Source organism: Blautia sp. SC05B48, from assembly GCF_005848555.1.
Classification (GTDB): domain Bacteria; phylum Bacillota; class Clostridia; order Lachnospirales; family Lachnospiraceae; genus Blautia_A.
Genome location: NZ_CP040518.1, coordinates 1,818,329 through 1,844,426, shown reverse-complemented (window position 1 = coordinate 1,844,426; position 26,098 = coordinate 1,818,329). Strand labels below are relative to the sequence as shown.

Annotated in this window: 21 protein-coding genes; 4 read left to right on the top strand and 17 right to left on the bottom strand. The window is 44.9% G+C overall.

The annotated features are described in order from the left end of the window. Position 1: 1 nt before the first annotated feature. From EYS05_RS08480 to EYS05_RS08435, 10 genes are all read right to left on the bottom strand, one after another. Positions 2-1,771: a V-type ATP synthase subunit A gene (locus EYS05_RS08480; protein ID WP_022427341.1), complete on the bottom strand. Its 1,770-nt coding sequence runs from the start codon at positions 1,769-1,771 to the stop codon at positions 2-4. 24 nt (positions 1,772-1,795) lie between these two features. Beyond that, entirely contained in the window at positions 1,796-2,116 is a 321-nt protein-coding gene (locus EYS05_RS08475) for a V-type ATP synthase subunit F (RefSeq protein ID WP_021652678.1), read from the bottom strand. Beyond that, positions 2,109-3,080, bottom strand: coding sequence for a V0D/AC39 family V-type ATPase subunit (locus tag EYS05_RS08470; RefSeq protein WP_015526257.1), 972 nt, complete (start codon positions 3,078-3,080; stop codon positions 2,109-2,111). The genes EYS05_RS08475 and EYS05_RS08470 overlap by 8 nt, the downstream gene beginning before the upstream one ends. Positions 3,081-3,110: 30 nt before the next feature. After that, on the bottom strand, positions 3,111-3,704 hold the full coding sequence (locus tag EYS05_RS08465) for a V-type ATP synthase subunit E (protein ID WP_015526258.1): 594 nt from the start codon (positions 3,702-3,704) through the stop codon (positions 3,111-3,113). Positions 3,705-3,724: 20 nt separating this feature from the next. Then, entirely contained in the window at positions 3,725-4,195 is a 471-nt protein-coding gene (locus EYS05_RS08460; RefSeq protein ID WP_015526259.1) for a V-type ATP synthase subunit K, read from the bottom strand. Positions 4,196-4,199: 4 nt separating this feature from the next. Beyond that, positions 4,200-6,206 carry a V-type ATP synthase subunit I gene (locus EYS05_RS08455; protein ID WP_138276996.1) on the bottom strand — a complete coding sequence of 669 codons (2,007 nt, stop codon included), beginning with the start codon at positions 6,204-6,206 and terminating at the stop codon, positions 4,200-4,202. 16 nt (positions 6,207-6,222) lie between these two features. Then, positions 6,223-6,531: a hypothetical protein gene (locus EYS05_RS08450; RefSeq protein WP_158293325.1), complete on the bottom strand. Its 309-nt coding sequence runs from the start codon at positions 6,529-6,531 to the stop codon at positions 6,223-6,225. A 302-nt stretch (positions 6,532-6,833) separates the two neighbouring features. Continuing rightward, positions 6,834-7,931: a substrate-binding domain-containing protein gene (locus EYS05_RS08445; RefSeq protein ID WP_118512686.1), complete on the bottom strand. Its 1,098-nt coding sequence runs from the start codon at positions 7,929-7,931 to the stop codon at positions 6,834-6,836. A gap of 140 nt (positions 7,932-8,071) precedes the next feature. Beyond that, positions 8,072-8,770, bottom strand: a complete 699-nt coding sequence (locus EYS05_RS08440) for an RluA family pseudouridine synthase (protein ID WP_118512687.1) — start codon at positions 8,768-8,770, stop codon at positions 8,072-8,074. Positions 8,771-10,835: 2,065 nt separating this feature from the next. Beyond that, positions 10,836-13,094 (bottom strand): hydratase, encoded by a 2,259-nt coding sequence (locus tag EYS05_RS08435; protein WP_138276994.1) that lies wholly within the window; start codon positions 13,092-13,094, stop codon positions 10,836-10,838. A gap of 227 nt (positions 13,095-13,321) precedes the next feature. On the opposite strand from EYS05_RS08435, the gene EYS05_RS08430 reads away from it, so the two are divergent. Beyond that, a complete protein-coding gene (locus EYS05_RS08430; protein WP_015526267.1) occupies positions 13,322-13,588 on the top strand; it encodes a hypothetical protein in 267 nt (88 codons plus the stop codon). Positions 13,589-13,644: 56 nt separating this feature from the next. On the opposite strand, the gene EYS05_RS08425 is transcribed toward EYS05_RS08430, so the two are convergent. Beyond that, positions 13,645-14,508 (bottom strand): MurR/RpiR family transcriptional regulator, encoded by an 864-nt coding sequence (locus EYS05_RS08425; RefSeq protein ID WP_118512689.1) that lies wholly within the window; start codon positions 14,506-14,508, stop codon positions 13,645-13,647. A gap of 273 nt (positions 14,509-14,781) precedes the next feature. On the opposite strand from EYS05_RS08425, the gene EYS05_RS08420 reads away from it, so the two are divergent. Continuing rightward, positions 14,782-16,050, top strand: coding sequence for a Glu/Leu/Phe/Val family dehydrogenase (locus EYS05_RS08420; RefSeq protein ID WP_138276993.1), 1,269 nt, complete (start codon positions 14,782-14,784; stop codon positions 16,048-16,050). 287 nt (positions 16,051-16,337) lie between these two features. On the opposite strand, the gene EYS05_RS08415 is transcribed toward EYS05_RS08420, so the two are convergent. The 5 genes from EYS05_RS08415 to EYS05_RS08395 form a co-directional block, all read right to left on the bottom strand. Then, positions 16,338-16,937, bottom strand: coding sequence for a hypothetical protein (locus EYS05_RS08415; protein ID WP_118512691.1), 600 nt, complete (start codon positions 16,935-16,937; stop codon positions 16,338-16,340). 149 nt (positions 16,938-17,086) lie between these two features. Beyond that, complete coding sequence (locus EYS05_RS08410) at positions 17,087-18,475, bottom strand: UDP-N-acetylmuramoyl-tripeptide--D-alanyl-D-alanine ligase (protein ID WP_138276992.1); 1,389 nt, start codon at positions 18,473-18,475, stop codon at positions 17,087-17,089. 64 nt (positions 18,476-18,539) lie between these two features. Next, positions 18,540-19,580, bottom strand: coding sequence for a D-alanine--D-alanine ligase family protein (locus EYS05_RS08405; protein ID WP_118512768.1), 1,041 nt, complete (start codon positions 19,578-19,580; stop codon positions 18,540-18,542). Between the two features lie 67 nt (positions 19,581-19,647). Continuing rightward, positions 19,648-21,048: a L,D-transpeptidase family protein gene (locus tag EYS05_RS08400; RefSeq protein ID WP_138276991.1), complete on the bottom strand. Its 1,401-nt coding sequence runs from the start codon at positions 21,046-21,048 to the stop codon at positions 19,648-19,650. A gap of 72 nt (positions 21,049-21,120) precedes the next feature. Continuing rightward, a complete protein-coding gene (locus EYS05_RS08395; RefSeq protein WP_118512694.1) occupies positions 21,121-22,404 on the bottom strand; it encodes an aminotransferase in 1,284 nt (427 codons plus the stop codon). A 393-nt stretch (positions 22,405-22,797) separates the two neighbouring features. Here EYS05_RS08395 and EYS05_RS08390 point away from each other — a divergent pair, with 393 nt between their 5' ends. After that, complete coding sequence (locus tag EYS05_RS08390) at positions 22,798-23,661, top strand: class I SAM-dependent methyltransferase (RefSeq protein WP_138276990.1); 864 nt, start codon at positions 22,798-22,800, stop codon at positions 23,659-23,661. A 682-nt stretch (positions 23,662-24,343) separates the two neighbouring features. After that, on the top strand, positions 24,344-24,532 hold the full coding sequence (locus EYS05_RS08385) for a hypothetical protein (RefSeq protein ID WP_138276989.1): 189 nt from the start codon (positions 24,344-24,346) through the stop codon (positions 24,530-24,532). Between the two features lie 122 nt (positions 24,533-24,654). On the opposite strand, the gene EYS05_RS08380 is transcribed toward EYS05_RS08385, so the two are convergent. Continuing rightward, on the bottom strand, positions 24,655-25,929 hold the full coding sequence (locus EYS05_RS08380) for a GIY-YIG nuclease family protein (protein WP_138276988.1): 1,275 nt from the start codon (positions 25,927-25,929) through the stop codon (positions 24,655-24,657). Between the last annotated feature and the right edge of the window lie 169 nt (positions 25,930-26,098).

Below are 26,098 nucleotides of genomic sequence, written 5' to 3'. Positions count from 1 at the left end.
TTTACAGGCCCTCCTTTCCCAGAAGTTCCGCAGTCTCTGCTGCAAGCTGGCGGGTTACTTTCTCATATTCTGCTGCCAGCTGATCTTCTTTTGTATATTTATAACGGCCGATCTGCTCACGTACCGGAAGCTTTACGATATCATTAATATCTGCGCCCTGTTTCAGCGCATCCAGACCCGCATCATAAAATGCAAGTACCAGACGCATCATATTGTGCTGTTTTTCCAGAGATGTGTAGGTATCGATCTCGTGGAAAGAGTTCTGGTGGAGGAAATCCTCTCGGATGGAACGGGCTGCTTCCATTTTCAGTCGATCACCCGGAGAAAGCGCATCCATACCTACCATCTTTACGATTTCTTCCAGCTCTGCCTCTTCCTGAAGAAGGGTCATCATTCTCTGACGGAGCTTCATCCAGTCATTCGCTACATTTTCGTCAAACCATCCGCCAACGCTGTCCAGATACAGAGAATAGCTGGTCAGCCAGTTGATCGCCGGGAAATGACGTTTGTATGCAAGGTTTGCGTCCAGTCCCCAGAATACCTTTACGATTCGAAGTGTCGCCTGGGAAACCGGCTCGGAGATATCACCACCTGGAGGAGATACGGCGCCGATCGCTGTCAGGGCACCCTCTCTTCCGTCTTTTCCACTGCAGATCACATGTCCGGCACGCTCATAGAACTGTGCAAGACGGGAACCAAGATATGCAGGATAACCTTCCTCGCCTGGCATCTCCTCCAGTCGTCCGGACATCTCACGGAGAGCCTCAGCCCATCTGGAAGTAGAATCTGCCATCAATGCTACGGAATATCCCATATCACGGAAATACTCCGCAATTGTAATACCTGTATAGATCGACGCCTCACGAGCTGCAACCGGCATATCTGAGGTATTGGCGATCAGAACCGTACGCTCCATCAGAGACTGTCCTGTTTTCGGATCCTTCAGCTCCGGGAACTCGTTCAGAACGTCTGTCATCTCATTTCCACGCTCACCGCAGCCGATATAGACCACGATATCTGCCTCAGCCCATTTTGCAAGCTGATGCTGGATAACCGTCTTGCCGCTTCCGAACGGGCCGGGAACTGCTGCCACACCACCCTTGGCAATAGGGAACATGGTATCAATAACACGCTGTCCTGTTACCAGAGGCTTGGCTGGCGGAAGTTTCTTCTTATATGGACGGCCACGTCGTACCGGCCAGTGCTGCATCAGGGTCAGCTCTTTATCGCCGTCTGCTGTGGAAAGAACTGCAACGGTCTCATCCACGGTAAACTCGCCGGATTTAATTTCCTTCAGAGTACCTTTCATATTGGGAGGTACCATGATCTTCTGTGTAACAACGATAGTCTCCTGAACGGTTCCAAGAACATCGCCGCCCTCCAGCTGATCTCCCACCTTCGCAACCGGAATGAAATTCCATTTTTTATCCCGCTTCAGGGCAGGAACCTCAACGCCTCGTTTCAGGTTGTTGCTGCCTGCTACCTTCATGATGTCATCCAGCGGACGCTGTATTCCATCGTAAATGCTTGTAATAAGGCCAGGACCAAGCTCCACGGAAAGGGGCACCTCCATGGACTCTACCGGTTCTCCCGGACGAAGTCCTGAAGTCTCCTCATATACCTGTATGGAAGCCTCATCTTCATGCATCTCAATGATCTCACCGATCAGACGCTGGCTGCTTACACGAACCACGTCATACATATTTGCATCCCGCATACCCTTGGCAATTACCAGCGGTCCTGCCACCTTCTTAATGGTTCCTCTGCTCATCTGAACCAATCACCTGCTTTCTTGTCACTCATTACTGAAAAGAATATCGGAGCCAACTGCCGTCTCCACGGATTTCTTTACATTTTCGATACCTGCACCTGTATTTCCGGAAATTCCGGGAATCTGAATGATCGCAGGCATCAGCTCCTCACTGTATTTACTGATCTCTGCGGAAAGCTGGGCCGCCAGCTGTTCCGTAATATAAATAACCGCATATTCACCGGCCGCCAGACGGTTAAGCTTCTCTTTACCTTCTGCGGGATCCTCCACCGGAAAAGTATCAAGGCCAAGAGCCGCAAACCCGTAAATGCTGTTATAATCACCTAAAACTGCGATCTTATACATACATTTCCCTTGCCCTTTCCCGGATAAACTCTTCCGGAAGGCCGCTGCGCTTTCCGGTGAGAATGATCCGCACCGTCTTGATCTCATTTTCACGGGCAAGCACATAAGCTACCAGCGGTCCCAGTGAAAATGAATTGTACAGCTGAGGGCGGATGGTCTCCATGATCTGGTTATCACACCATCTCTCAAAAGCGGAAGCTGATTCCGCCAGTGCCAGAGCTCCGTCCCCATATTTCGTTTCTGCCAGATAACCCATGATCTGATCCATTCCGCTTACTGCCGCGTGGATCAGTCTCTCCTTATCCAGTGTGTCACATTCTGCCATGGCTTTTTTCATAAAGTCCGAACTTTTTCCTGTTTTGCAGGCACGGACTGCGATCCGGATATCTGCTACCGCTACCGTGGATTCCGCATACTGCCGGACGATCTCTTCTTTTGACCGTTCTCCGGCTTTTTTTATGGCATCCAGTGCTGCCCTGTCTACGATAATATCCGCAAGCTGTCCGTCTCTTGTGTGCAAAAAGGTCTCATAGGCTTCTCTTGCCGCTTCCCGCATATCCTCAGGAAAACGATCATATTCCTTATCCTTCAGGAATTTCACCATATCCTCTCCGTCAATGGAACAGTCGCTGAAAAAAATATTCGGCGCTGCCCCTTGCAGGATGCTTGCCTTCACAGCCGCTTTCAGATTGTGGAAAAGATCCTGATAAGAAAGAACAGAAAACACAGATCGGTCCGCTACCAGCGAATCCATGATCTCCCAGATCTTTTCTCTCTCCCGGGAAAGAATGGCGTCCGCACCGGCTGCAGGATCACCGTTTCCCCAGCCCTTCTCTGTAAGGATCTGAAGGCACTGCTGCTCATCCTGACATGCCAGAAGCTGCTCGATCGCCGCCTGATTCAGAAGTCCGGTCTCCAGAACACGTATCCGCGCCACCGCATAGGCATAATCTTCACCAAACATCATTCACGCCCTCCTTTTTGCGATGGTGTTTTACGCAAACAAAATCTTTCTTACCTGATCCAGAAGCTCATCCCGCTTCTCTGCGAACATGGCATCAATGGAACAGTTTTCCTCAATGCCGCCGTATATCAGGATAAAACCTCCGTCTATGTTTCGGGTTTCACCGGAAATTTCCAGCACACCACCCTTTTTCTGTGCCAGGCTCTTTATTTCCTCACGGAAACCTGCCGGCATACGTTCCAGATCCTTTTTTGAAAAACAGATCTCTCCTTCTCTTGGAAGAAGATATTTCTCAGCCATATTCTTAAGGATCCCAAAATATTTTTCTTCATCCAGATTCTTCACACGGTCACAGGCATCTGCGATCACATTTCCGATCAGCTCCTGCTTGGCTGCAAGAACTGCGGTACGCTTCTTCATATCTGCAGCGGAAGCTGTCCGCTCTTCATAGCTTTTTACCTTTGCCCTGGACTGTTCTTCTCTCTGCTGCCGGATCTTATCTGCCTTTTCTCCGGCTTCCCTGAGGATCTCTGCGGCTTTTTTCTCCGCATCACTGATCGTAACGGCTGCAGAAGCATCGGCCTCTTCAAGAATCTGGCTTACCATCTTCTCTAATCCTGTCATGCTCTGCCCCTCCTGATGAATCAAACCTGAATTCCGCTGACTGCAAGAATGGAAATCAGAAGAGCCAGAATCGCATATGTCTCAACCATTGCAGGGAAAAGCATGGCTTTACCGAACTGCTCCGGCTTCTTGGCTACGATACCGATGGAAGCTACGGAAGTTTTTCCCTGATGGATCGCAGAAAGAAGACCTGCGATAGCGATCGGAAGACAAGCCACAAAGATCATAAGACCGGTTTCCAGGGAAATATCAGCAACACCGCCGCCCAAGATACCAACCTTGGAAAGTGCAAGGAATGCTACCAGAAGTCCGTAAATACCCTGCGTACCGGGAAGAAGCTGAAGAAGCAGAACCTTAGCAAATTTGTCCGGGTCTTCTGTTACAACGCCTGCTGCTGCACGGCCGGCTGTACCAACACCGATGGCGGAACCTATACCTGCAAGAGCTACGGAAATTGCTGCTCCCAATAATGCCCAAACGATACCACTCATAATATTAATCCTCCTTAATATCTACATATTTTGTATTTTCGCGGAAGGGGTGGAACTCTTTTCCTCCGCCCTCAAAGAATTTGCCGAAAAATTCTACGTACTGTAATCGGCAGGTGTGCACGTATGCACCCAGAAGATTGATCAGAAGGTTAAAGATATGACCAATCACAAATACAAGGATAAATACGATCCATCCCAGAATACTGTCTCCCAGCATACTTCCCATCTGGTTCATAACCGATGCGATAACTCCGGTGGCAAGTCCCAGGGCCAGAAGTCTGGAATAGGAAAGGATATCACTGACCCATCCCGTGATATTGTAAAGATCATAGGCTCCAAGCGCCAGCCTCAGGAATGGATTCTTCTTATCTCTTCCTGACATGAAGAGAATTCCCACCGCACCAATGATCGCCATCCATTTTCCGACCTGTATCACTGCCGGCGAAAGGTTCAGATCCATCTGAGAAATAGAACGGAACATGCTGCTTGGGATAAAGATCAGGATCAGTCCCATAAGAAGCAGGAACCAGAGTACTACGTCACAGAAAAAGTCGAGATATTTTCTGTCACGTAACAGCATGTAGCCCTTAAGACCCATTCCCAGAAACATATGGATCAGACCAAACAGCATGGAGAACACCAGAAGTCTCATTGGCTCATTTAACGGTGCAAACCATACCGGCTTCACCGTGACCGGCCTGTGCAGATATACCTTCGAAAATACATCGATAAAATCTCCGAAATATCCGCCAAACATCACGCCCCAGAACAAAGTGGACAATCCACAGTACATAAAAAGCCGGATGGATTTCTGCATTCCGCTCTCCATCCTGGGGAACTTCAGAAGTACTCCCAGACAGACTGCAAAGACGATCAGTCCATATGCTGCGTCTGACAGCATCAGTCCGAAAAGAAATACATAGCAGGCTGTCATGATCATGGAAGGATCGATCTCTCCCTTTCCGGGAAGACCAAATGCTGCCAGAACTCCCTCTCCTGCTGCTCCGAATTTACCGTTCTGAAGGGCAACCGGAACATTTTCTCCCTCAGCATCTTCTGCTTCAAAAACAATATCGTACTTCTCCGTAAGCCGTTTCTCCATTGCAGGAACCTGTTTCTTCGGAAGATATCCTGTCACAAAAAAAGTGCTCTCCGACTGGCGGAGCTGTCCTAATACCTCATATTTCTGTGCACGGATTCGGAAATAATCGGACAAAAGCTGAAGAGAGCTCTTCCTGCCGTGAAGAGCGCATATCTGCTCCCGGATCTGTTCGGACTCTTCCTGAATGCGTACCACTTCATTCTTAAGGTTCTCCAGTTCCTGTGCCGGAACCTCTGACACCAGCTGTGCCGGTCTTGCAAATCCCTGCATCCGAAGCGCTTCTTCCAGTTCCTGCGCCTGTGATTTCAGGCAGACAACCACCAGGCTCAGCTTACCGGCGTCATTTGAGATTTCCCGGATATCAAAGGCTTCAAGCTGTGGTGCATCCGCTGCCAGCTGACTGTATACCTGATCCAGAGTTATATTTCCGTCAATACTTCCCACAAGTACCGCTGCTTTCGCTGTACCTCCGAAGTTCATCGGAATATCCAGCTTCAGCCATGGAGCAAGAGCTGCTTCCTGCTGTTCCAGCTTAACTGCCGCCGCAATGTTCTCTGTAAGCTTCTTCCGGTATCCCTGTATTTCTCTGGCTGTTCTCAGGATCTCTTCCTGATCCCGGATAGCTTCTTCCTCCTGCTTCCTTCCGATCAGCGGTTTCCCTGCCAGGGATGCCAGCATGGATTGCTTTTCCTTTGAAAATTCATCCAGTATCTCGATTGCCTGATCACAAAGGGATGCGTTCTTCTCAAAGATCAGCCGGGCATTCATGGTATCCATCGTCTTAAGCTCCGGATCCAGCTCCGCTGCATCGATCTCCAATACTCCAATTGACTGCAGTTCTTCCAATATGGCCTTACGGTTCTTTTTCATTGCGCAGATACTGATTCGCTGCATCTGCAATACTGCCATTTTCGCACTCCCCCTCTCAGAACAAACTGTCCATTACTGCCTGGATAGCCTGCTCGTGCTTCGACTCCGCTTTCTTTTTCAAAGCTGCAAGCTCCTCCTCTACTTGTCCAACGACAGTGTTCTCTGTACTGTGTGCACGTTCCTCGGCTGCTTTCATATCAGATGCCGCCTGTTCGCCGGCGACTGTTTCCGACTTTCTGATAATATTCTCTGCCTCTTTCTCAGCTTCGCTGATGATACTCTGTGCACGGACGGATGCATCCTTTATCTTCTGCTGCGCTTTTGCCTCCGCCTCTTTCACTGCCTTGATCGTTTCCTGGATCATCTGATCACCGCCTCTCTGCATATCCAAATTGTACCACAATCACTTTTTTAAAACAACGTTTATTATGCAATTTAACGAGAAATTTATTTGTATTGTGTCAAAAACTCGTCATATATGTTATATTTTTGCCATTTTTTCGCGCACTTTTTATTTGTTTATTCTATTCATATTTTTTATTTTTATTCAAAAAAGCCATCAGCCCGATGAAAATGTTCTTTACATCTTCATCGGACTGATGGCTTTCAGTTATGAACAGGTGATAAATGTGAACTGCCTCATCCGACCAAATTACAAATTATCTGTTAATTATACAGATAATTTGTAATGTCTTCGCTTTTGATATTCTCAGCATCGATCCATACCGGATCAAGTAAAACCTTCTTATCAATCTTTGTTTCCTTCTTCGGTGCAGTAGACTGAATAGCCGCCCACATGGTCTGATATCCCATCGCATAAGGATTCTGGGAAAGCACTCCCAGTTCTTCCCCTTTCTGGATTGCTTCCTGCTGTTTGCTGGTTGCATCTACGCCTACCATAGCAACTTTATTTTCTCCTGTGTCCTTATTTACCTCCAGAAACATTTCAGAAACCTCGGCATTGGTGCAGAAAACACCATCCAGTGCCGGATATTTATCCAGAACTTCCTTCATGGCTTCCTTCATATCATCAACCTGGTCAGAATATACGGTTTCCACCACTTTAATATCCGTATAATTTGCAATATTATCCAGAAATCCCTTTACACGTTCCTGAGCGCTCTGTGTTTTCTCCTGCGCAGAAAAAACAGCCACATTTCCCATTTTTCCAATGGCGCTGCCAAGCTTATATGCTGCATATTTGCCGATCTGTGTATTGTCTGTCCCACGGAAAGCTCTGACCAGCTTCGTATCACTGACATTGGAATCAAATGCGACCACCGGGATTCCGTTCTCTTTCGCTGCTTCCAGCTGTGCCTGACAGGAATCCATGTCTCCGGCAGAAAGACACACTACAGATGGATTCTCAGCGATCACTGCATCAAGAGTATTGATCTGACTTTCTACGTCCTCTTCATCATCCGGACCCTCAAAGGTCATCGTGATCTGCTTGTCTTTTTTGAAACCGTACGCCTCATTTACGTCCTTGACAGCAGCTTCCATTCCTTCTTTTACTTTATTCCAGAACTCACCTTTTTTGCTTTTGCTGACAACAGCTATTCTGGCACCTTCTTCAATAGAAAGAGTGTCATCGATCTCAGGGATCAGCGGGCTTTTTTCTTCTTCCACTTCGGTTGCTTCAGGGGTTTCCTGGACATCTGCTACAAGCGGTGCAACAAGCTTTTCTACTTCTTCTTTCTGACAGCCTGTCAGCAGGGTTGCCACAGCCAACAAGGCTGCTGACGCTACTGCAGCTCTTTTCATTGTAATCTCCTCTTCCTCGCTGGTTACTGTTCTTTATCGTCTGCCTTGTCCGTCCACAGTAACTTATACTTTACAAAAAACTTACATTTGGTTACTTGCTTTTTACATTATACACTTTTTCGTATTTCCGTCCAGAGTTTTTACATTTTTTTCACAAAATCCAGAAACGCGCTTCCCTGTGGCTCTGTTTCAAACTTCATCATTTTTCCTGTTCTGGGGTGTTTGAATTCCAGACAACTGGAACAAAGTCCCAGTGATGTACCTTTTTCTCCTGAAGGATTATATTTCCGGTCTCCCAGAAGGGGGATTCCCTCATGAGAGAGCTGCACACGGATCTGATGATGTCGACCTGTTTCCAGCCTGATCTTAAGAAGTGTCCGGGATTTTCCGTTTATCTCCTGCTGATCCAGAACTTTATAATGAAGGATTGCTTTTTTTGCTCCCGGTGTATTTGCAGACACAACCTGAGACATGTTGGCTTTTCCATTTTTTTTCAGATAGTCTGTAAGAGTCCCTTCTGAGTTCTTTGCTTTTCCCTCTGTTACTGCCAGGTAATATTTTCCGGCGCCTCCTGCCATCATCTGTTTACTCAAATTTCCTGCTGCTTCGGATGTTTTCGCAAATACAAGAATGCCTTCTACCGGCTGATCAAGGCGATGCACTACTCCCAGATATGGGATCTTCCCCGGTGTTTTTTTAACCAGATAATTTTTCAGGGCACTTTCCATGTCCATTGTTCCTATTTTTGCTGCCTGCACCGGCATTCCTGCTGTTTTTCTGCACACAAGGATTTCTTTGTCTTCATATAAAATATTTTCTTCAATCTGATAATTCCACATATTTTCTCATCTTACTTCCTTTCTCACAGAAGTATAACTGATGATGTTTTTGATGGCAACTGATAAATATAACTGTTCGGAAAATCTCTGATTGAAAATTTTGATCTCTGATCGGATCATATTATTTTATCCAGGGCTTTTCGGAACGATTATATACTTAACATATGCAATCTTATATACACAACGAGACGGTCATCACTTTTTTTACTTTTACAGTTTCCAAAAATGATGACCGTCTCAACACTCTTCGTTATTCAATTTTTCTTCCTCTTCGTTCTTTCGAATAAAGTTTTCTTGTTATACTTATTATATTTATCAATCGAAATCTCTGATTTTATATACTTTATAAAATAATTTCGATTCTCTTTATTCAATTTTGAAATTTTTCTTTTTCAGATTCTCTCTTCTTTTTTATTTCCTGCTCATAAACGACTGATATATGTAAGTATATCTCCTCGATTATTTAGAAAGTTTTATAGATTGGAAATCATCTTTTACGATGTTTGATTTCCTGTTTATCTGAAGAATTTCGGTGGTTATACTTTTTCCTGTTCACTAAACAATTCTGGACTTAACTTCTTAAATTCAAAACCATTTGTTATCTCTGTACTTTGTGATCTGCTGATTCAAATCGACCTATTGGGATTTTCTCCTCTGCAGTTCTTTAAAGTATCCTGGAAAAAAGTTCCTGCCCGATTCTTCTGTTTTTAATATCCTCTCAGATATTCTTCTGATGCAAAGCTTCAATCCATATCCTAATGGTTCTGATATGCATTTCAAAGTATCGTTCTCATCTTCACGTTTGTTCTTGGAATCTCTTCTTTCCAACGAACCGGTGAGTTGAGGGTTTTACTCTTTCGGGAAATATTTCTTTACATATTTCCTAAAATCTTTGTATCAGGTGTGTGACAGTTGTTCAATATGAGTTACCGATTCTATATTACCTGAAATACTGATTTCCTTTTGTTTCTGATTTCTTAAAATATAAGTAAGATTTAAGAGAATCTTATTTATATTTCCTAAAAGAAACTTCTGTTTTCTTAAGGTGTATCATATGTGATCTGTATCAGGTCTTTCTTGCAGGAAATTCGGTTCCTGTCACTCTCATATTGATGATGGTGTTTGTTCATGTTCCCACTGGAATCACCTTTTCCTTTCTTCATCCTTCATGTGCATCTATGCTATGAATTGAATGATTTTCTTTTTTTATTTTTCTCTTGTTGTTTTTGATGGTCTTATAATAACATCGTTGCGGGTATTTGTCAATACATTTTTGTGTTTTTATGCTATTGTTTTTATTTATTTGTTTTGTTAGGTGTTTATATTTTATAATTTGTTTGTATTTTTTATTATTTTCTGTTAATTTATGCTATTGTGAAGTTGTGAAGAACGGGATGGTATGTTGCGAACGGACGGTCGGGAAGGACGGGCGGGGCGGGTGAGGCTTCTAAGGCTGCAGGGATTCTGCTAAAACCGCTGAAAAAATCCCAGAACTCGCTGACGCTCAAACAGCTGGGATTTTTCCAGCAACGCAGCCTCCCCGCGGCCTAAGAAGTACTACGACTCCTGCAGAGTCACCCGCCCCGCCCGTCCTTCCCGCCCTGACTTTCGAACATGGAAAGTTAGTTAGAAAAATTTCTGTGTGACTGCATTGGCCCTGCAAACATTGCAATGTTTGTACTTTACAATGTTTGTACTTTGCAATGTTCGCAGGGGATTGAGATAAACTTTATTCGAAAGAACGAAGAAGAAGAAAAATTGAATAACGAAGAGTGTTGAGACGGTCATCATTTGTTGAGCTTTTCTTGATATTTTTACCGAGGCTGGAATTTGTCTCTGGGAATGTCAGCGTGAGGTGTCCGCATCGTCATAAGTATCCACAACCCTAAAAACTTCCCACAACCACACCTCTAAAAGTAAAAAAGCAGACCGGCAACCTTGATCAAAATGGTCACCAGTCTGCAAAACAATACGGAAATTCTTAAATTACTATATTCCTCTCTGCAGCATATTCATGAACACAGCTCCAACGCCTTCACGCTCTGCATATGTTCAATCCCTGCATCTATTTACGATTATAATTGATCAGACAACCCTTAAGGATAATCTCTCTCTCATCGTCTGTCAGCTCACCCAGAGTTACCTCGAACTCCTTCAAAGAATCACCTTCAACGGTATAGCCCTTGATCACATCTGCTTTTTCCTCAACCGCCTTGCGGATTCCCGGGAAGAACAGATAATCACCGTTCTTGAACGGAAGATCTCCGGACGGGATCAGGAATGGAAGCATACCCCAGTTGATCAGATTGGAACGATACCTCTTGGTTGCATACTCATTGGCAATGTTTGCCCAGCCGCCAAGTACCTTCTGACAGGATGCAGCCTGCTCTCTGGCAGAGCCATCGCCCGGTTTCACTGCAAAGATGGTACTTCCTACGCCAAGGTTGGTCTTATCTACATCCGGATAAGTCTTGTTGATGGTTTTAATAACCGGTTTCAGTTCCGGAACAGCCTCTGCCGGGCAGCTACCTGCCTGGATTGCCTTCTGTGCTGCCTGGATCTCTTTTGCACGGCCAACGTAAGCCGGATCCTTTCTGGACAATGTAAACTCTGCAAGTCCAAGCGGGTTGGAACGGTAGGAGGATGTCTCACCGGACGGGATCAGCTCGTCAGTGGTAGTAACTGGATCGTGAATCTCAGAAACAACCTTCAGGATCAGGTTGTCTGCAAGTGCAGCCATCTCCGGCCAATCTTTGATATTCGGTCCAAACTGGATCTCTACGCTTGAATCTGCCACGCCCTTGCTGTCAAATACACGGTTATCGTAGATAGACTTATCGAAGTAGTATTTATGCTCGGAATAGCTTCCGCCAAACTCCTCTGCTGAGGTAAGGAATCCCTTGTTTGCTGCTGTAGCCGCAATGGAACGTGCATCCATAAGTGCAACAGAAGAAATCTGACCGTTCTGGATCTTGGAGCCTTCACGGTTCGGGAAGTTTCTGGTTGTATGACGGATACTGAATGCATTGTTTGCAGGTGTATCTCCGGCGCCAAAGCACGGTCCGCAGAATGCAGTTTTCACAACTGCACCTGTTCCGATCAGTTCTGCAAGAACACCGTTCTTAGCCAGCTCCATGTAGATCGGAGTACTTGCCGGGTATACACTTAAGGTGAAGGCATCATGGCCGATATTTTTGCCCTTGAGGATATCTGCTGCTGCACAGATATTCTCAAATCCGCCACCTGCACAGCCGGCAATGATTCCCTGCTCAACATAAAGCTTGCCATCAACTACCTTATCTCTCAATGTGAACGGAATCTTTCCGTCAAGGCTTACCTGTGCTCTCTTCTCCACATCTGCAAGGATATCGTCAAGGTTTGCCTTCAGCTCATCGATGGTGTAGGTGTTACTCGGGTGGAACGGCATTGCGATCATTGGCTTGATCTCACTGAGATCGATCTCTACACAGCCATCATAGTATGCAACGTTGCCCGGTTTCAGTTCTTTGTAATCCTCCGGTCTTCCGTGGATCGCATAGAATTCCTCGATCTTCGCATCTGTCTGCCAGATGGAGGAAAGACATGTGGTTTCTGTTGTCATAACATCAACACCGATACGGAAATCTGCGCTTAAGCTGGCAACTCCAGGTCCAACGAACTCCATAACTTTATTCTTCACATAGCCGTTGGCAAAAACCTCGCCGATGATGGCAAGCGCAACATCCTGCGGTCCTACACCCGGACGTGGAGCACCTTTCAGATAAATAGCAACTACGCCTGGCATATTAATATCGTATGTCTGGCAGAGAAGCTGTTTTACAAGCTCCGGTCCGCCTTCTCCCATAGCCATGGTTCCAAGTGCTCCGTATCTTGTATGACTGTCGGAGCCGAGGATCATCTTTCCGCCGCCTGCAAGCATTTCTCTTGCAAACTGATGGATAACTGCCTGATGAGGCGGTACATAAACTCCGCCGTACTTTTTGGCACAGGTGAGACCAAACATGTGGTCATCTTCATTGATGGTTCCGCCTACTGCACAGAGGGAGTTATGACAGTTGGTCAGTACATATGGTACCGGGAACTTCTCAAGTCCTGAAGCTCTCGCAGTCTGGATGATTCCTACAAATGTGATATCATGGGAAGTCAGTTTATCAAATTTGATCTGAAGCTTCTCCATGTTATCAGATTTATTGTGAGCCTTAAGAATAGAATATGCGATGGTATTCTTAGCAGCCTCTTCTTTCGCTACAGGCAGATCAGCCTGGTTCTCGGGAATGATTTCCTGTCCGTTCTGAAGATAAACGCCGGTATCGTAAAGTTTCATTTCGGTTCCTCCAATCTGTAATGATTCTTTTTTTCATAATTTCGTTTATTATAGAGGATTTTTACACATTAGTCAATAAAAGCGAGCATACCTGGTGCATTGTTTTGCGTACAAGCGTTGCTGCCCTGTGCTTTACTTTCCCTGCAAAATCCGCTATACTGAAGACCATATCGGACGGATATTTATATTCTGCCGGCTGTGGCAGTTTCAATACGGAGGTACTGTTTATGTTTCGTTTATGGGGAAAAATATGGAAAGACAATCGCATGCTTCAGGACACCGTTGTCTGTGATGACAGCGATGATACCAGAACCCACAAGATTTTTCACGGACTTGAGGAAATCTGCTATCAAATGGATCTGGGAAATCCTATCTGGCTGGATGCCACGGTGCGGGATTTCAAAAAGCATGATAAGGCCCGTTTTTATCAGGATAATTTCATTGAACATATTGAATTCGACTACCTGGAGATCCAGGTGATCGAGGAAGACTGAGTAACATGTAAAAGGACGCAGGAAAGCCACGAATGCTTATCCTGCGTTCTCTTTTTTTAAAAATTCCCAATCTGGGAGGTATATTCATCAATGCGCTCCAGCAGCTCCTGATTGGAGTAGTTTGTTTCTCTGCATATATAAGCGCAGAGCATTTCTGCGGCAAACATTCCTGCTACATAGGAATTATAGAATTCACTGCTGTCGCCTCTGGCCGTCAGTACCACGTCCGCAAACTTGGCTGTTTCACAGGTAGGCTTGTCTGTCAAAAGGATAATGGATGCCCCCTGCTTATGTACCATCTCAGCAGTGAGATACATCAGCCTGGAATACCTGGAGTAGGTGATAAAAACAGCAGCATCACCTTTTTTCAGATCACTGGCAAAATCAAACATGTTCTGTCCATGACTTCCGTAATTATATACATGAGGAAGTGTCTGTCTGAGGATCGTATTCAAAAATTCTCCCACACAGGTTGATCCTCTTGAGGAAAAAATATATTTCACATCGCTGTTGATGAGGATACTGGTGGCTTTACGGTACTGTTCTTCGGTATTGCCGGCGATGGTACTCTGGATATTGCTGAGAGTATAGGCACATACCGTATCCTGAACCGTTGCCTTGTGCTCCTTTTTCTTGATCGCCTCGATACGTTCCGCAGGAATGAGGATTCCGGCATCCACATCCCTGGACTGTTCCGCATAGCTCTCCCTCAGAAAATTCTGAAAGTCCGGATACCCGGTAAAGCCCAGTGTCTTGGTAAGCCGGATCACGGAGGAATAGCTCACATTCAGCACCCCGGCCAGCTCTGTTGACGTCATAAAACAGCATTTCTGCAGATTTTCAAGAACATAGTCTGCAACTTCTTTTTCCTTTGGTGTCAGCTGTGCTGAAATGATCAGCTTCTGTAACTGATTTTCCATGAAATATCCTCCTGGTCTTACTGATTTTATACTTGATACATCTGTCGTAAAGCAGTAAATCGAATGTTCACATTCTATTCTGTTATGCACTGTTTTTATTTTAACATATGGTTATGTAAAAACGCCCAAAAGAATATAAATATTTTTATATATATTTTAATGAATAAAATTATTTACTATTCAAATTCATTATGATATACTCTGTTCATCAGATGAATAATATTATTCTTAATACCAAAATTAAAAATATTTATTTTCAAAGGAGTGGTAACAATGGCAGATAAAAAGTATAATCCATACGACAATATGCTCTCTGTCCTGAAGCAGTCTGCAGAGGCACTTGGTCTCAGTTATGAAGATTACGCAACACTTTGCTACCCGGAGCGTGAGCTTAAGGTTTCTATCCCAATCCGTATGGATGACGGTTCTATTAAAGTATTCGAGGGATACCGTGTTCAGCATTCCAGCGCACGTGGACCGTGCAAGGGCGGCATCCGTTACCATCAGAATTCCGACATGGACGAGGTAAAGGCACTTGCAGCATGGATGTCTTTTAAATGTGCTGTTGTAAATATCCCTTACGGCGGCGCCAAGGGTGGTATTAAGGTTGACCCCTCCAAGCTTTCCAGAGCTGAGCTGATCCGTCTGACTCGTCGTTATACAACTCGTATCCTTCCGATCATCGGACCGGATAAGGATATCCCAGCTCCGGATGTTAATACAAATGGTGAGGTCATGGCATGGATCATGGATACCTACAGCATGTTCACAGGCCATACTGTTCCGGGTGTTGTTACCGGTAAACCGATCGAGATCGGCGGTTCTGTCGGCCGTGTAGAAGCTACCGGACGCGGAGTTACCATCATCGCTTATCAGTGCATGGAAAAGAATCATGTTGATCCTGCACACGCCGCTATCGCTGTTCAGGGTATGGGAAATGTAGGCGGAACTGCCGCTGAGATTTTTTATAAGAATGGTCAGAAGGTGGTTGCTGTCAGTGATTACACCGGTGGTCTTTACTGCGAGGACGGACTTGATATTCCTGCGATCCGCAAATTTATTTCCGAAGGAAATACTCTTGATAAATACGAGGCAGAGGGCGTTTCCCACGTTACAAATGACGGCCTTATCACCTGCAAATGTGATGTTCTGATCCCGGCTGCCCTTGAGAATCAGATCACAGAAGATAACGCCGGACGCATCCAGGCAAAACTGATCATCGAGGCTGCCAACGGACCGACTTCTGTTGAAGCTGACGAGATCCTGAATTCCAGAGGAATCATCGTATGCCCGGATATCCTTTCCAATGCAGGCGGTGTTGTTGTTTCCTACTTCGAGTGGGTACAGAACATCCAGAACCTTACATGGGATCTTGATGAAGTTAACAAGATGCTTCAGAAGATCATGCTTACTGCCTTTAATGAAGTTTATGCTCTCAGCCAGGAGAAAAATGTAACGCTCCGTATGGCAGCTTACATGGTTGCGATCAAGAGGATCACCACAGCCGGCAAGCTCCGTGGCGGCCCGATCTCCATGGGTTGAGGCGGTATAGCTGATAAATTCCTTATCTTACACAACTGCATACATAAAAGAACTCTCCGGCGGATACAAAGAATCGTATCTGCCGGAGAGTTTTTTTGTAAGTATATATTTCGTCAAGCGGATATCCTCAAGCCCTCCGCTGCTTATTGCTTTTCGCAATTGAGGCAGGGGACTTACCTGATTCGGTTAATCTGCAGCATTTCTGGAAATCACTGCATCCGCTCTCCTTATTCAGGAATATCCTTATGCGCATGTCAGTATTTTCTCAGATATAACAGGTTCTGTTCTTACTCTGCATTCATAAATTCCCGTATGATCTCCCGCATGATCTCTTCCTCCTCCGGAGAAAGCATCTTGCTGAAGTGGCTTCCGGTAGCAGCCGTCTGACGGATACTTCTGGTGATCTTATCTACGATCTCTTCCTGCAAAACAGGATCCGGTTTTTCTGCGACCGGTACTTCCTCTACCCAGGTACGGACCTGTTCCACATAATCTGCAAGAGAAGCCATCACAAGCTCTTCCTTATAAGAAAAGTCCAATGCCTGACGAAGAAGAAGCAGTACTACCGGCACTGCTGCCCCTATATAGAGATAAAGCATAGGCAATCCTTCTCTGTATCCCAGTCTGCTGTTGAGAAAAACAGACAGTCCCAGAAGAAATGTACAAAACAGTGACGGATACCACACAAATCGGTTCATCCGATGCCAGAGCCTGTCCCTTGACTTCCACAGGTTCAGCCATTTTTCTTTCAGATTCTGTAATCGCTGCGTATTTCGGATCATTCTTCGGTAGGTAAGGTTTGTTGCCAGCATCCCCAGACCGCCGATACATCCCATGGATGTCATGACGTAAAGCGGGATGTTCAGCTTCATGATCATCTCCAGCATAAGCCCTCCCTTTTTCACTGCCGCACAGTACCTGAGCGTACTTTTGTTCTATAGCTGCACTGCTCATCGCCTTAGGAATATTATACTTCTATATAACTTAACTGGAAAGAATTTTCGTTCGTCAAATGCTGCCCCTGTTTTCGGTCTTTTTACATTTCCTGCAGTGCTTTGACTACATTTTCAAATTTCATGAAGTGAGAAGCCTTTACGAGGATGGTATCTCCAGGTTTCACATATGTGTTCAGGTTCTTAAGAAGGCTTTCCAGATCTTTTTCCCGGATGACTGTCAGGTCCGGATTGGTCTGAGATGCTTTTTCCGCGATATGGGCTGCAAGTGGTCCTACGCAGATGCATGCATCGATCCTGCACTGACCTGCATGAACGCCTACACCTTCATGAAGTGCAGCTTCATCAGTTCCAAGCTCACCCATATCGCCAAGGATGGCAACCTTTCTTCCAAGTCCGTCCTGAAGAACATCCAGGGAAGCCTTCATGGACATGGGGTTTGCGTTGTAGCAGTCATCTACGATCATGAATTTATCGGTCTCGATCATATTGAATCTTCCGCTGACCGGTTCCAGGCTTTCGATGCCATTTTTGATCTGCTCTGCATTCAGTCCGTAAAGTCTGCCCACAGCTGCTGCTGCCAGCGCATTGGATACCATATGACGTCCCGGCATTGGAATATCTACATGAAATGTCTGGAGTTCTCCGTTCTCTGCCATTTTTCCCTTCAGACAGATGTCACAGCTCATTCCCTTCAGGCCACGGCTTTCCACATTTTCACAGGTAACAGAAGCATTTTCTCCGTTTCCGAAAAATACCGGCTGCATACCGTTGTATTCCTTTACTGTGGAGAGCTTATCATCATCACCGTTAAGTACGATATTTTTCTTCACATACTGAAAAATCTCTGTTTTTGCCTTCAGGACGCCGTCTCTGTCCCCAAGGTTTTCCAGATGACAGGTTCCGATGTTTGTGATCACGCAGGTGTCCGGTTTTGCGATCTTTGCAAGACGGGTCATCTCACCGAAATCACTGATCCCCATTTCCAGAACTGCGATCTCATCTTCATCACGAAGGCGGAATACTGTCAGTGGAAGTCCCAGCTCATTGTTGAAATTCCCCTGAGTTTTCAGTGTACGGTATTTTTCCTTCAGCACAGAGGCAATCACCTCTTTTGTGCTGGTCTTTCCAACGCTTCCTGTGATTCCCACAACAGGAATATCAAGCTGCTCCAGATAAAACTCCGCAATGTCTTTTACTGCCTGAAGGGAGGAACCTACCTGGATATACGGATGATCCGCTCCTTCAAGAGTTCTCTCGGATAAGGTTGCAAGTGCACCTGCTTCCATTACCTGCGGGATAAAACAGTGAGCATCCACACGCTCTCCTACTACCGGTACAAAAAGACCTCCTTTTTCCACCTTACGGCTGTCAGTTGTGATCGCAGTCACTTCCTCCTGAAGTTTTTCCTGCGGGCCGTGGTAAATACCATTGCAGACTTTTGTGATATTTTCCAATGTAAGATTTTTCATGAATAAAATCCTTTCTTTTGCCAGAAACTCCTCCTGACAACAGGAGGAGTTACGGTCAGATATTTTATTTTCTGTATTTCTTAAAAGAAATGCGAATCAGTTCTTCACAGAGATCCGGATAGTCGATTCCCAGGACCTTTGCTTCCTGCGGGATCAGACTGGTGGGTGTCATTCCCGGAAGTGTGTTTGCCTCCAGGCAGTACATATCACCGTTTTCTTTCATCATGAAGTCAAAACGTGCATAGCCTTCAATGCAGAGAGCCTTTGCGCCAGCTTCCGCATAATGCTGCATTTTCTCAGTCAGTTCCGGTGAGATCTCAGCCGGACAGGTTTCTACTGTGGATCCTGCCTGATATTTGTTCTTATAATCATAAAAGCCCTGCTTCGGTGCGATCTCGATGATCGGATAAGCCTTTCCGTCTACAACTGCAACGGAAAACTCACGGCCCCTGATATACTCTTCAACAACTACCTCATCTTCATAAGAATAAGCACCATCAATGGCATCCTCATATTCTTTCTGATTGTTTACAATATAAACACCTACGCTTGAACCACCGCAGCATGTTTTTACAACAACAGGAAATTCCATACCAAGATCATGGATGTTTCTTGTACAGTTTTCTTTCAGCATGGAAACGCCCTTCGGTGTCGGTACCTGATCCATGAGAAAGATCTTCTTAGTGAGACCCTTATCCATAGCAAGGGCACTGCTTAAATATCCGGTTCCTGTGTAACGGATTCCCAGAAGATCGAAGGTTGCCTGAACCTTTCCATCCTCTCCGTTGGAACCGTGAAGTCCCATAAATACAATGTCTGCTGCCTGACACAATTCCAGTACATTCGGTCCGAAAAAGCTTCTTCTTGTGCGTTTGATCTCTTCGATATCATCATCGAAGCTTCTCATATACTCTGCCGCAGAATCTACCTCATAATCTTTATCTCCAAAGGGCTCATCCCAGTCCACCGGCTCCAGTCCGCAGAAAATATCTACAAGAATGGCATTATGGCCTTTTTTACGAAGTGCCTTGCAGACACCTGTTCCTGTTACGATGGAAATCTCTCTTTCTGTACTGGTTCCGCCTGCCAATACAACGATATTCATACTTTCATCTCCCTTGATGATCTTGTGTTTTCTTTCTTCGTATTCTTTTAATATTTCTTTTAATCTCTTATTCATAAACTACGATCGGTACTCCTACACTAATATTATTATAAATGATTGCCGCCTTATCCTTCGGGGTGTTTACACAGCCATGAGAACCATTTGTGATATAGATCTGCCCACCATACTGTGAACGCCAGCTTGCGTCATGGATTCCGACTCCTCCGGAAAACGGCATCCAGTATGTAACCGGTGATGCATATCCAGGTCCCTTCAAAACTGCCGGTGAACGCATGGCATCCAGTGCAAAGCATCCGGTTGGTGTGGAATGGCCCTTTCGGACACAGCCGGTAACTACCGGTGTATCTACCAGAAGCTGTCCGTCTTTATAGAATACCATTCTCTGGTTGGTCAGGTCAATCTCTACATATGTATTTCCGATATCATTGGTATCTCTGCAAAGTCCACTGTAAGCATAAGCCGGCTGTCTCACTTCTGTGGTTCCTGCAAGAATGGCATTATAAAGCCATTCAGTCTCTGTGGTCTGATCGATAGCCCATCCGTAATCACCGCCCTTGATGGTTTTCTGGCGGCCATCGTAGGTGGTAAATGTCCTCGTGCAGCCAAAGGTATCATATTTATATCCCAGGCTGTTCACATAAGCTGCAACCTGGTCTTTGTTTACTATATAATCTCCGTTTGCGTCCCTGACCAGCCAGTCTTTGATGGTATTTCGATCAAGCTGTTCAGACCGGTCCGAAAAATCATAGGTGATCACGCAGCTGGTAAGCTTGTTCATCTGGTCACAGTCTTTTTTCAGAGCTTCATCGTCTTTATATATCGATGGTTTTTTGTAGCAGTTTTTCTTTTCCAGACTGACTTTTTTGTCTCCTGCGGAAACAGCTGCACGGATCACCTTCTGAACCTTTTTTGTATCCAGGGTCGTTCCTTCTTTTTCCGGCTGGATCTCGTAGGTTTCGCCATTATCCTTAATGCATGCGTCTTCAGGCTTTTCCATATTGTCCTTCTGCATGCATTTCAGGTTCTTCACAGCCTCTGTCAGCTTGTTCTGATCTTCATAAGCAGTATCCGCTGCCAGTGTATATTTTTTCTTCTGATTAAAAGCAAGGAACCATTTGTACCGGTCCTGTTTCCTGATCAGCTTTTTGGCTCCGCCATCCGGCTTGTAGACCAGGCTGGCTTCTTTTGCGGTAATGCTCTCTTTTCCGTTGTTTCTTGTCTCAACGGTAAGGACATATGCCTGCACTTCCTTTGCAAGAAGCTTTTCTGTTTCATCCGCAGTTTTATAAGAGCAGTTAAAACCATTCACCTGAGATCCCGGCAGAAAATGATCTGTAAAATAGTGTACACCATATCCATAAGCCCCTGCTGTAAGGATCAGCAGGACCATGATCAGTGCAATGACCAACTTTTTGCCTGTTTTCATTTTTTCTTTTTCCTCATCCATGAGCTCTCTCCAATAGTTATGACTGCCCGGTATTACGCATGCTGAAATACCGGGCAGTCTGATGTGATCGATTTATTTCTCCAGAAGTTTTTCCACACTTACAAGCTTCACACAGAGAACAAACACCTCTGCTGCCTTGCCAAGTTCCTCAACGCTTGGGTAGCTTGGCGCAATACGGATATTGCTGTCTTTCGGGTCCTTTTCATATGGATAGGTTGCGCCGGCTCCAGTCATAACAACGCCTGCTTCTTTTGCTTTGGCAACGATGGCTTTCGCACAGCCTTCCATAGAATCAAAGGAAATGAAATATCCGCCGTGAGGTTTGGTCCACTCACCGATTCCAAGTCCATTAAGTTCTTTATCCAGTGTTGCGAGAACAAGCTCGAATTTCGGACGAAGGATGTCTGCGTGTTTCTTCATATGCTCATGCAGTCCGTTGATATCTTTGAAGAAACGAACGTGACGAAGCTGGTTCAGTTTGTCGTGTCCGATGGTCTGTACAGTCATGTATTTGCGGAAGTCATCCAGGTTCGCTTTGGATGCAGCAACTGCTGCGATACCGGAACCAGGGAAGCTTACCTTGGAGGTAGAAGTAAATTTATAAACAATGTCCGGATTTCCTGCTTTTGCACACTCATCAAGAATCTCAAGAAGGAAATCCTGATTGTCATCATAGAGATGATGGATGCTGTAAGCGTTATCCCAGTAAATACGGAAGTCCGGTGCGGCCGGCTTCAGATGCGCAAAACGCTTAACTGTTTCTTCGGAATATGTGTAGCCCTGCGGATTGGAATATTTCGGAACACACCAGATTCCTTTTACTGCCGGATCTTCATTGACATATTTCTCAACCATGTCCATATCCGGGCCTTCCGGAGACATCGGAATGTTGATCATCTCAATGCCGAAAAATTCTGTGATACGGAAATGACGGTCGTATCCTGGTACAGGACAGAGGAATTTCACCTTGTCAAGCTTGCACCATGGTGTATTTCCCATTACTCCGTGGGAATAGGAACGTGCAATGGTATCGAACATTACGTTCAGACTTGAGTTACCATAGATGATGATGTTCTCAGGCTCTACCTCTGACATCTCACCGAGAAGTCTCTTGGCTTCCGGGATTCCGTCGATGACTCCATAGTTACGGCAGTCCACACCGGTCTCACATTTCAGATCTGCATCCCCTGCAAGTACTTCCATCATTTTCATGGAAAGATCAAGCTGATCCGGTGCAGGTTTACCACGGGACATATCCAGTGCCAGACCTTCGGCTTTGATCTCGTCGAACTTACGGTCGAGTTCTTTCTTTAAATCGAGTAGCTCTTCCCTGCTCATCTCACAATATTTTTTCATAAGTTTGCTTCTCCTCTTTTTGTGTACAGTTTCATATCTGCGGTTGCTGTGTTTCTTCTGTTAACGATTTCTGTCTGTCAGGAATTCTCTGCAAAATCTCTTCCGCAAAAAACAGCCACAGTTTCACGGAAGCGGGAAGCCTATGCCCCAGCAGAAAATCTCTGCGTACATTTTAGTATGTAAAAGCGCTGTTGTCAAATCTTTCGTGGAAAATCCTGCACTTCTCTTGCACAGCATCCATTTTTCCTCTATACTGGAAAAAACATTATTATGGCGTTTTTATGGATTCACGTCCCGATCGGCCGGATCTGGTACAGTGATCTCCGGAAATGCTATATAAAAATGATATATATATCTTATAAATTTACTATTATGAAAGAGGTATTGATCATCATGTGGATTGCAGATGGATGGAAAGAATATGAAGTTATTGATACATCAAAAGGAGAAAAGCTGGAGCGCTGGGGAAATTATCTTCTGGTTCGTCCGGACCCGCAGGTAATCTGGGATACTCCCCGCAAAAACCGTGGCTGGAAGCATATGAACGGACATTATCACAGAAGCAGCCGTGGCGGCGGTGAGTGGGAGTTCTTTGATCTGCCTCATCAGTGGGAGCTCCATTACAAGGACCTTACTTTTAATCTGAAGCCTTTCAGCTTCAAGCATACAGGACTTTTCCCGGAGCAGGCTGTGAACTGGGACTGGTTCGGTGAAAAGATCCGCAATGCAGGACGCCCGATCAAGGTGCTGAATCTTTTTGCCTATACCGGCGGCGCTACTCTGGCTGCAGCTGCAGCCGGTGCTTCCGTTACTCACGTGGACGCTTCCAAGGGTATGGTGAACTGGGCAAAAGAGAATGCTGCTGCTTCCGGACTTTCCGGTGCGCCGATCCGCTGGCTTGTGGATGACTGCGTGAAGTTCGTAGAGCGTGAGATCCGCAGAGGTAATCATTACGATGCGATCATTATGGATCCGCCTTCTTACGGCCGCGGACCTAAGGGCGAGATCTGGAAGATCGAGGATGCGATCCATCCGCTGATCAAGCTTTGTACGAAGATCCTCAGTGATGATCCGCTGTTTTTCCTGGTGAATTCCTATACTACAGGTCTTGCACCGGCTGTGCTGACTTATATGCTGGCTACCGAACTGAAGCCCTGGAAAGGTAATGTGGAATCTCAGGAAATCGGGCTTCCTGTGACGGAGAGTGGGCTGGTGCTTCCTTGCGGAGCTTCCGGACGGTGGAGCTCCTCCCGGTAGGATCAGGATATTGTGTTGTCCTGATGTTCTGGCACTCGCGTGCGGCGGAGTTCCCCTTCGGGGGAGCACTTTGGCGTGCGGCAGTTTGCGAGAAGGGGAAGCACTCATAGTTGCGAAGGCCGTCTCCCCTTCTCGCGCTCTTCCCCTCCTGGCCACGCCGCTGTTCTGCGTTGTGGAGATGTGTGTATTTTTTCGGCTTGGTCCTGTATGCTGCTGTATTGGTAGTGTTGGGCTGAGCCGATTTTTTTGTTTTGGCGTACGGGAAAGCGGCCCGCACAGCGGGCCTGTTCCCTGGGATGTTCAGGAACGGGTTTGCTGCGCAGACCGTTTTTTCGTTTCTTTTTCTGTCAGATGCTGTATATGATTACTCTTCCACTCTGTTTTTTTCATTCGCAGTCATTCTTCAGCTCTGGTTTTCGCTTCCGATAGTGTAGCATACATCACCCTGTCAGCAAATTCACGGATCTCTACAATCGTCCAACAGCGGCGTGCCCGGAAAAGGGGAGCGCGAGGGGGAAAAGCGGGCTTCGCTAACTCTGAGTGCTTTCCCCCTCGCAAACTGCCCCACGCCAGAGTGTTCCCCTGAAAAGGATTATGAAAAGGATTCCGGAAAAGGAATCAAAAACTTTGTTGAAACGCTCTTTTTACAGGATTATAATGTAAGAAAAAGGAGCGTGATCTTATGAAAACAGAAACAGCAAAGGATACCCTTCCTTTCACCTGCACACCGGCTTATGACCGAGATGCCTGTAAAGGGTGTGTCTGTTCTACCTGTTACGAGCAGGAATTCTGCGACCGCTGCAGTTCCTGTGTGGAGCAGAGTCACCGGAAGGAACGGTGTAACGCTTATGAGGGAGCCTACAATTATTAACCCCTGCCAAAAGAGGCCGTCAGGAAATATTTCCCGACGGTCTCGTCTCTAATCGTACATTCCTTCTGAACTGCCAGCTCTGATAAGGTCTGTCTCATATGATTTCACTGTAAAATATTGATTTATTCTTCTATCGGGTAAATCCAATCCGCCTTAATTACTTCGGCAATTATAAAATATGAAGCACCTTTAGCATCACTGAATACCACTTTCTCATCTGGAATTGATTTTTTAAATTTATCTATTTCTTGTACATCAAATTTATTAATCTCCAATTCCTTTTGCAAATCAGCATTATTAATAATAGCTTCTTTTTTAGAAACAATTTTAGCTGGCAACTGTGTAAAAGAGCCAATTTCTTCATTCATTAATATTCTCTGACTTTGCCAATCTTCTCTAGGCTTAGAATGGTAATAATAATTTTGAACAAATTTACTAAAATCAAAATCTTCTTTTACAGACATAAATTTATCAATAATAAGTGCTTTAGCTCTTTTCCTTTCCGGAGCAGTGTCAAAAAGCCCCGTATCCTTATGAATATATTTTTTTAATTTGAATTTTGATTTATATTTCGACGATGTCAATGCAAATATGGCATACACTCTTTTTTCATCTCCGAAGCCATATTTATCAATAAAATTATTTATCTTAGCAATATTCGGTAAATTTGCTGCCCACAGGCATTTTTTATGATCAGTTATACAGGCTAACTTCTCCACGATTATATCTGTGAAGCTCTGTGCTTTATTATCTTCTCCAATATAATCACCCATTTTACCTACAATAATATGATCCAATTTACCCTTTTCGTATAAATCCTTAATACTTATTCGTTGAAATTCGATTTGTTCTTCACATTTTTTTACTTGTTTTGTGCAGGCATCTAAAATGATATCCTTTTCATATTTACCAATTATATCCTGATTAATTCTCCTTTTTGTTTCATTATTAATCTGAATAATAGGCGTTTTCAGCTCTTCCATTATAGTTCTTTTAATTTGTTCTACAGCCTGATTTAATTCATCTTCCCGTGGATTGTACTTCTCTGTCAAATCAGCTTTATTATGAACAGATTCTTTGCCAAAATATCTTAAAGCAGCTTGAAAGTATAAACTTTCCTCAATATCTAATTGTGCCTCATCTACTTTAACAATGCATCTATACAAATAGTAATTATCTTCACTGTTGAATTCGCGCAACAAATTTTTATTATCAAATACTCGCTTTATTTTATTTGAATATAAAGCATCTAAATGCTGACGCATTCTTTCTTTCATGTCTTTAGCTTGTCCAATATAAGCAGTTTTTTTATTTTTATTATATATTATGTATATTCCCGATTCCGAATACAGTTTCTCAATCTCAAAAATATTATCTTTACTATTCTTTTCAGCCATCTTTTCCCTCAAAATATTTTCCCATTTTTGCTTTATAACTCTACTATAACAGCTTCACTCTCCCTATTCAACTTATATCTTTACTTCTCCATTCCCAATCAAATCACCCCCTCCCAAAACCAGGAAACAGGCCCACAGCATAGCCTGAACGTCTACAATACATTGATCA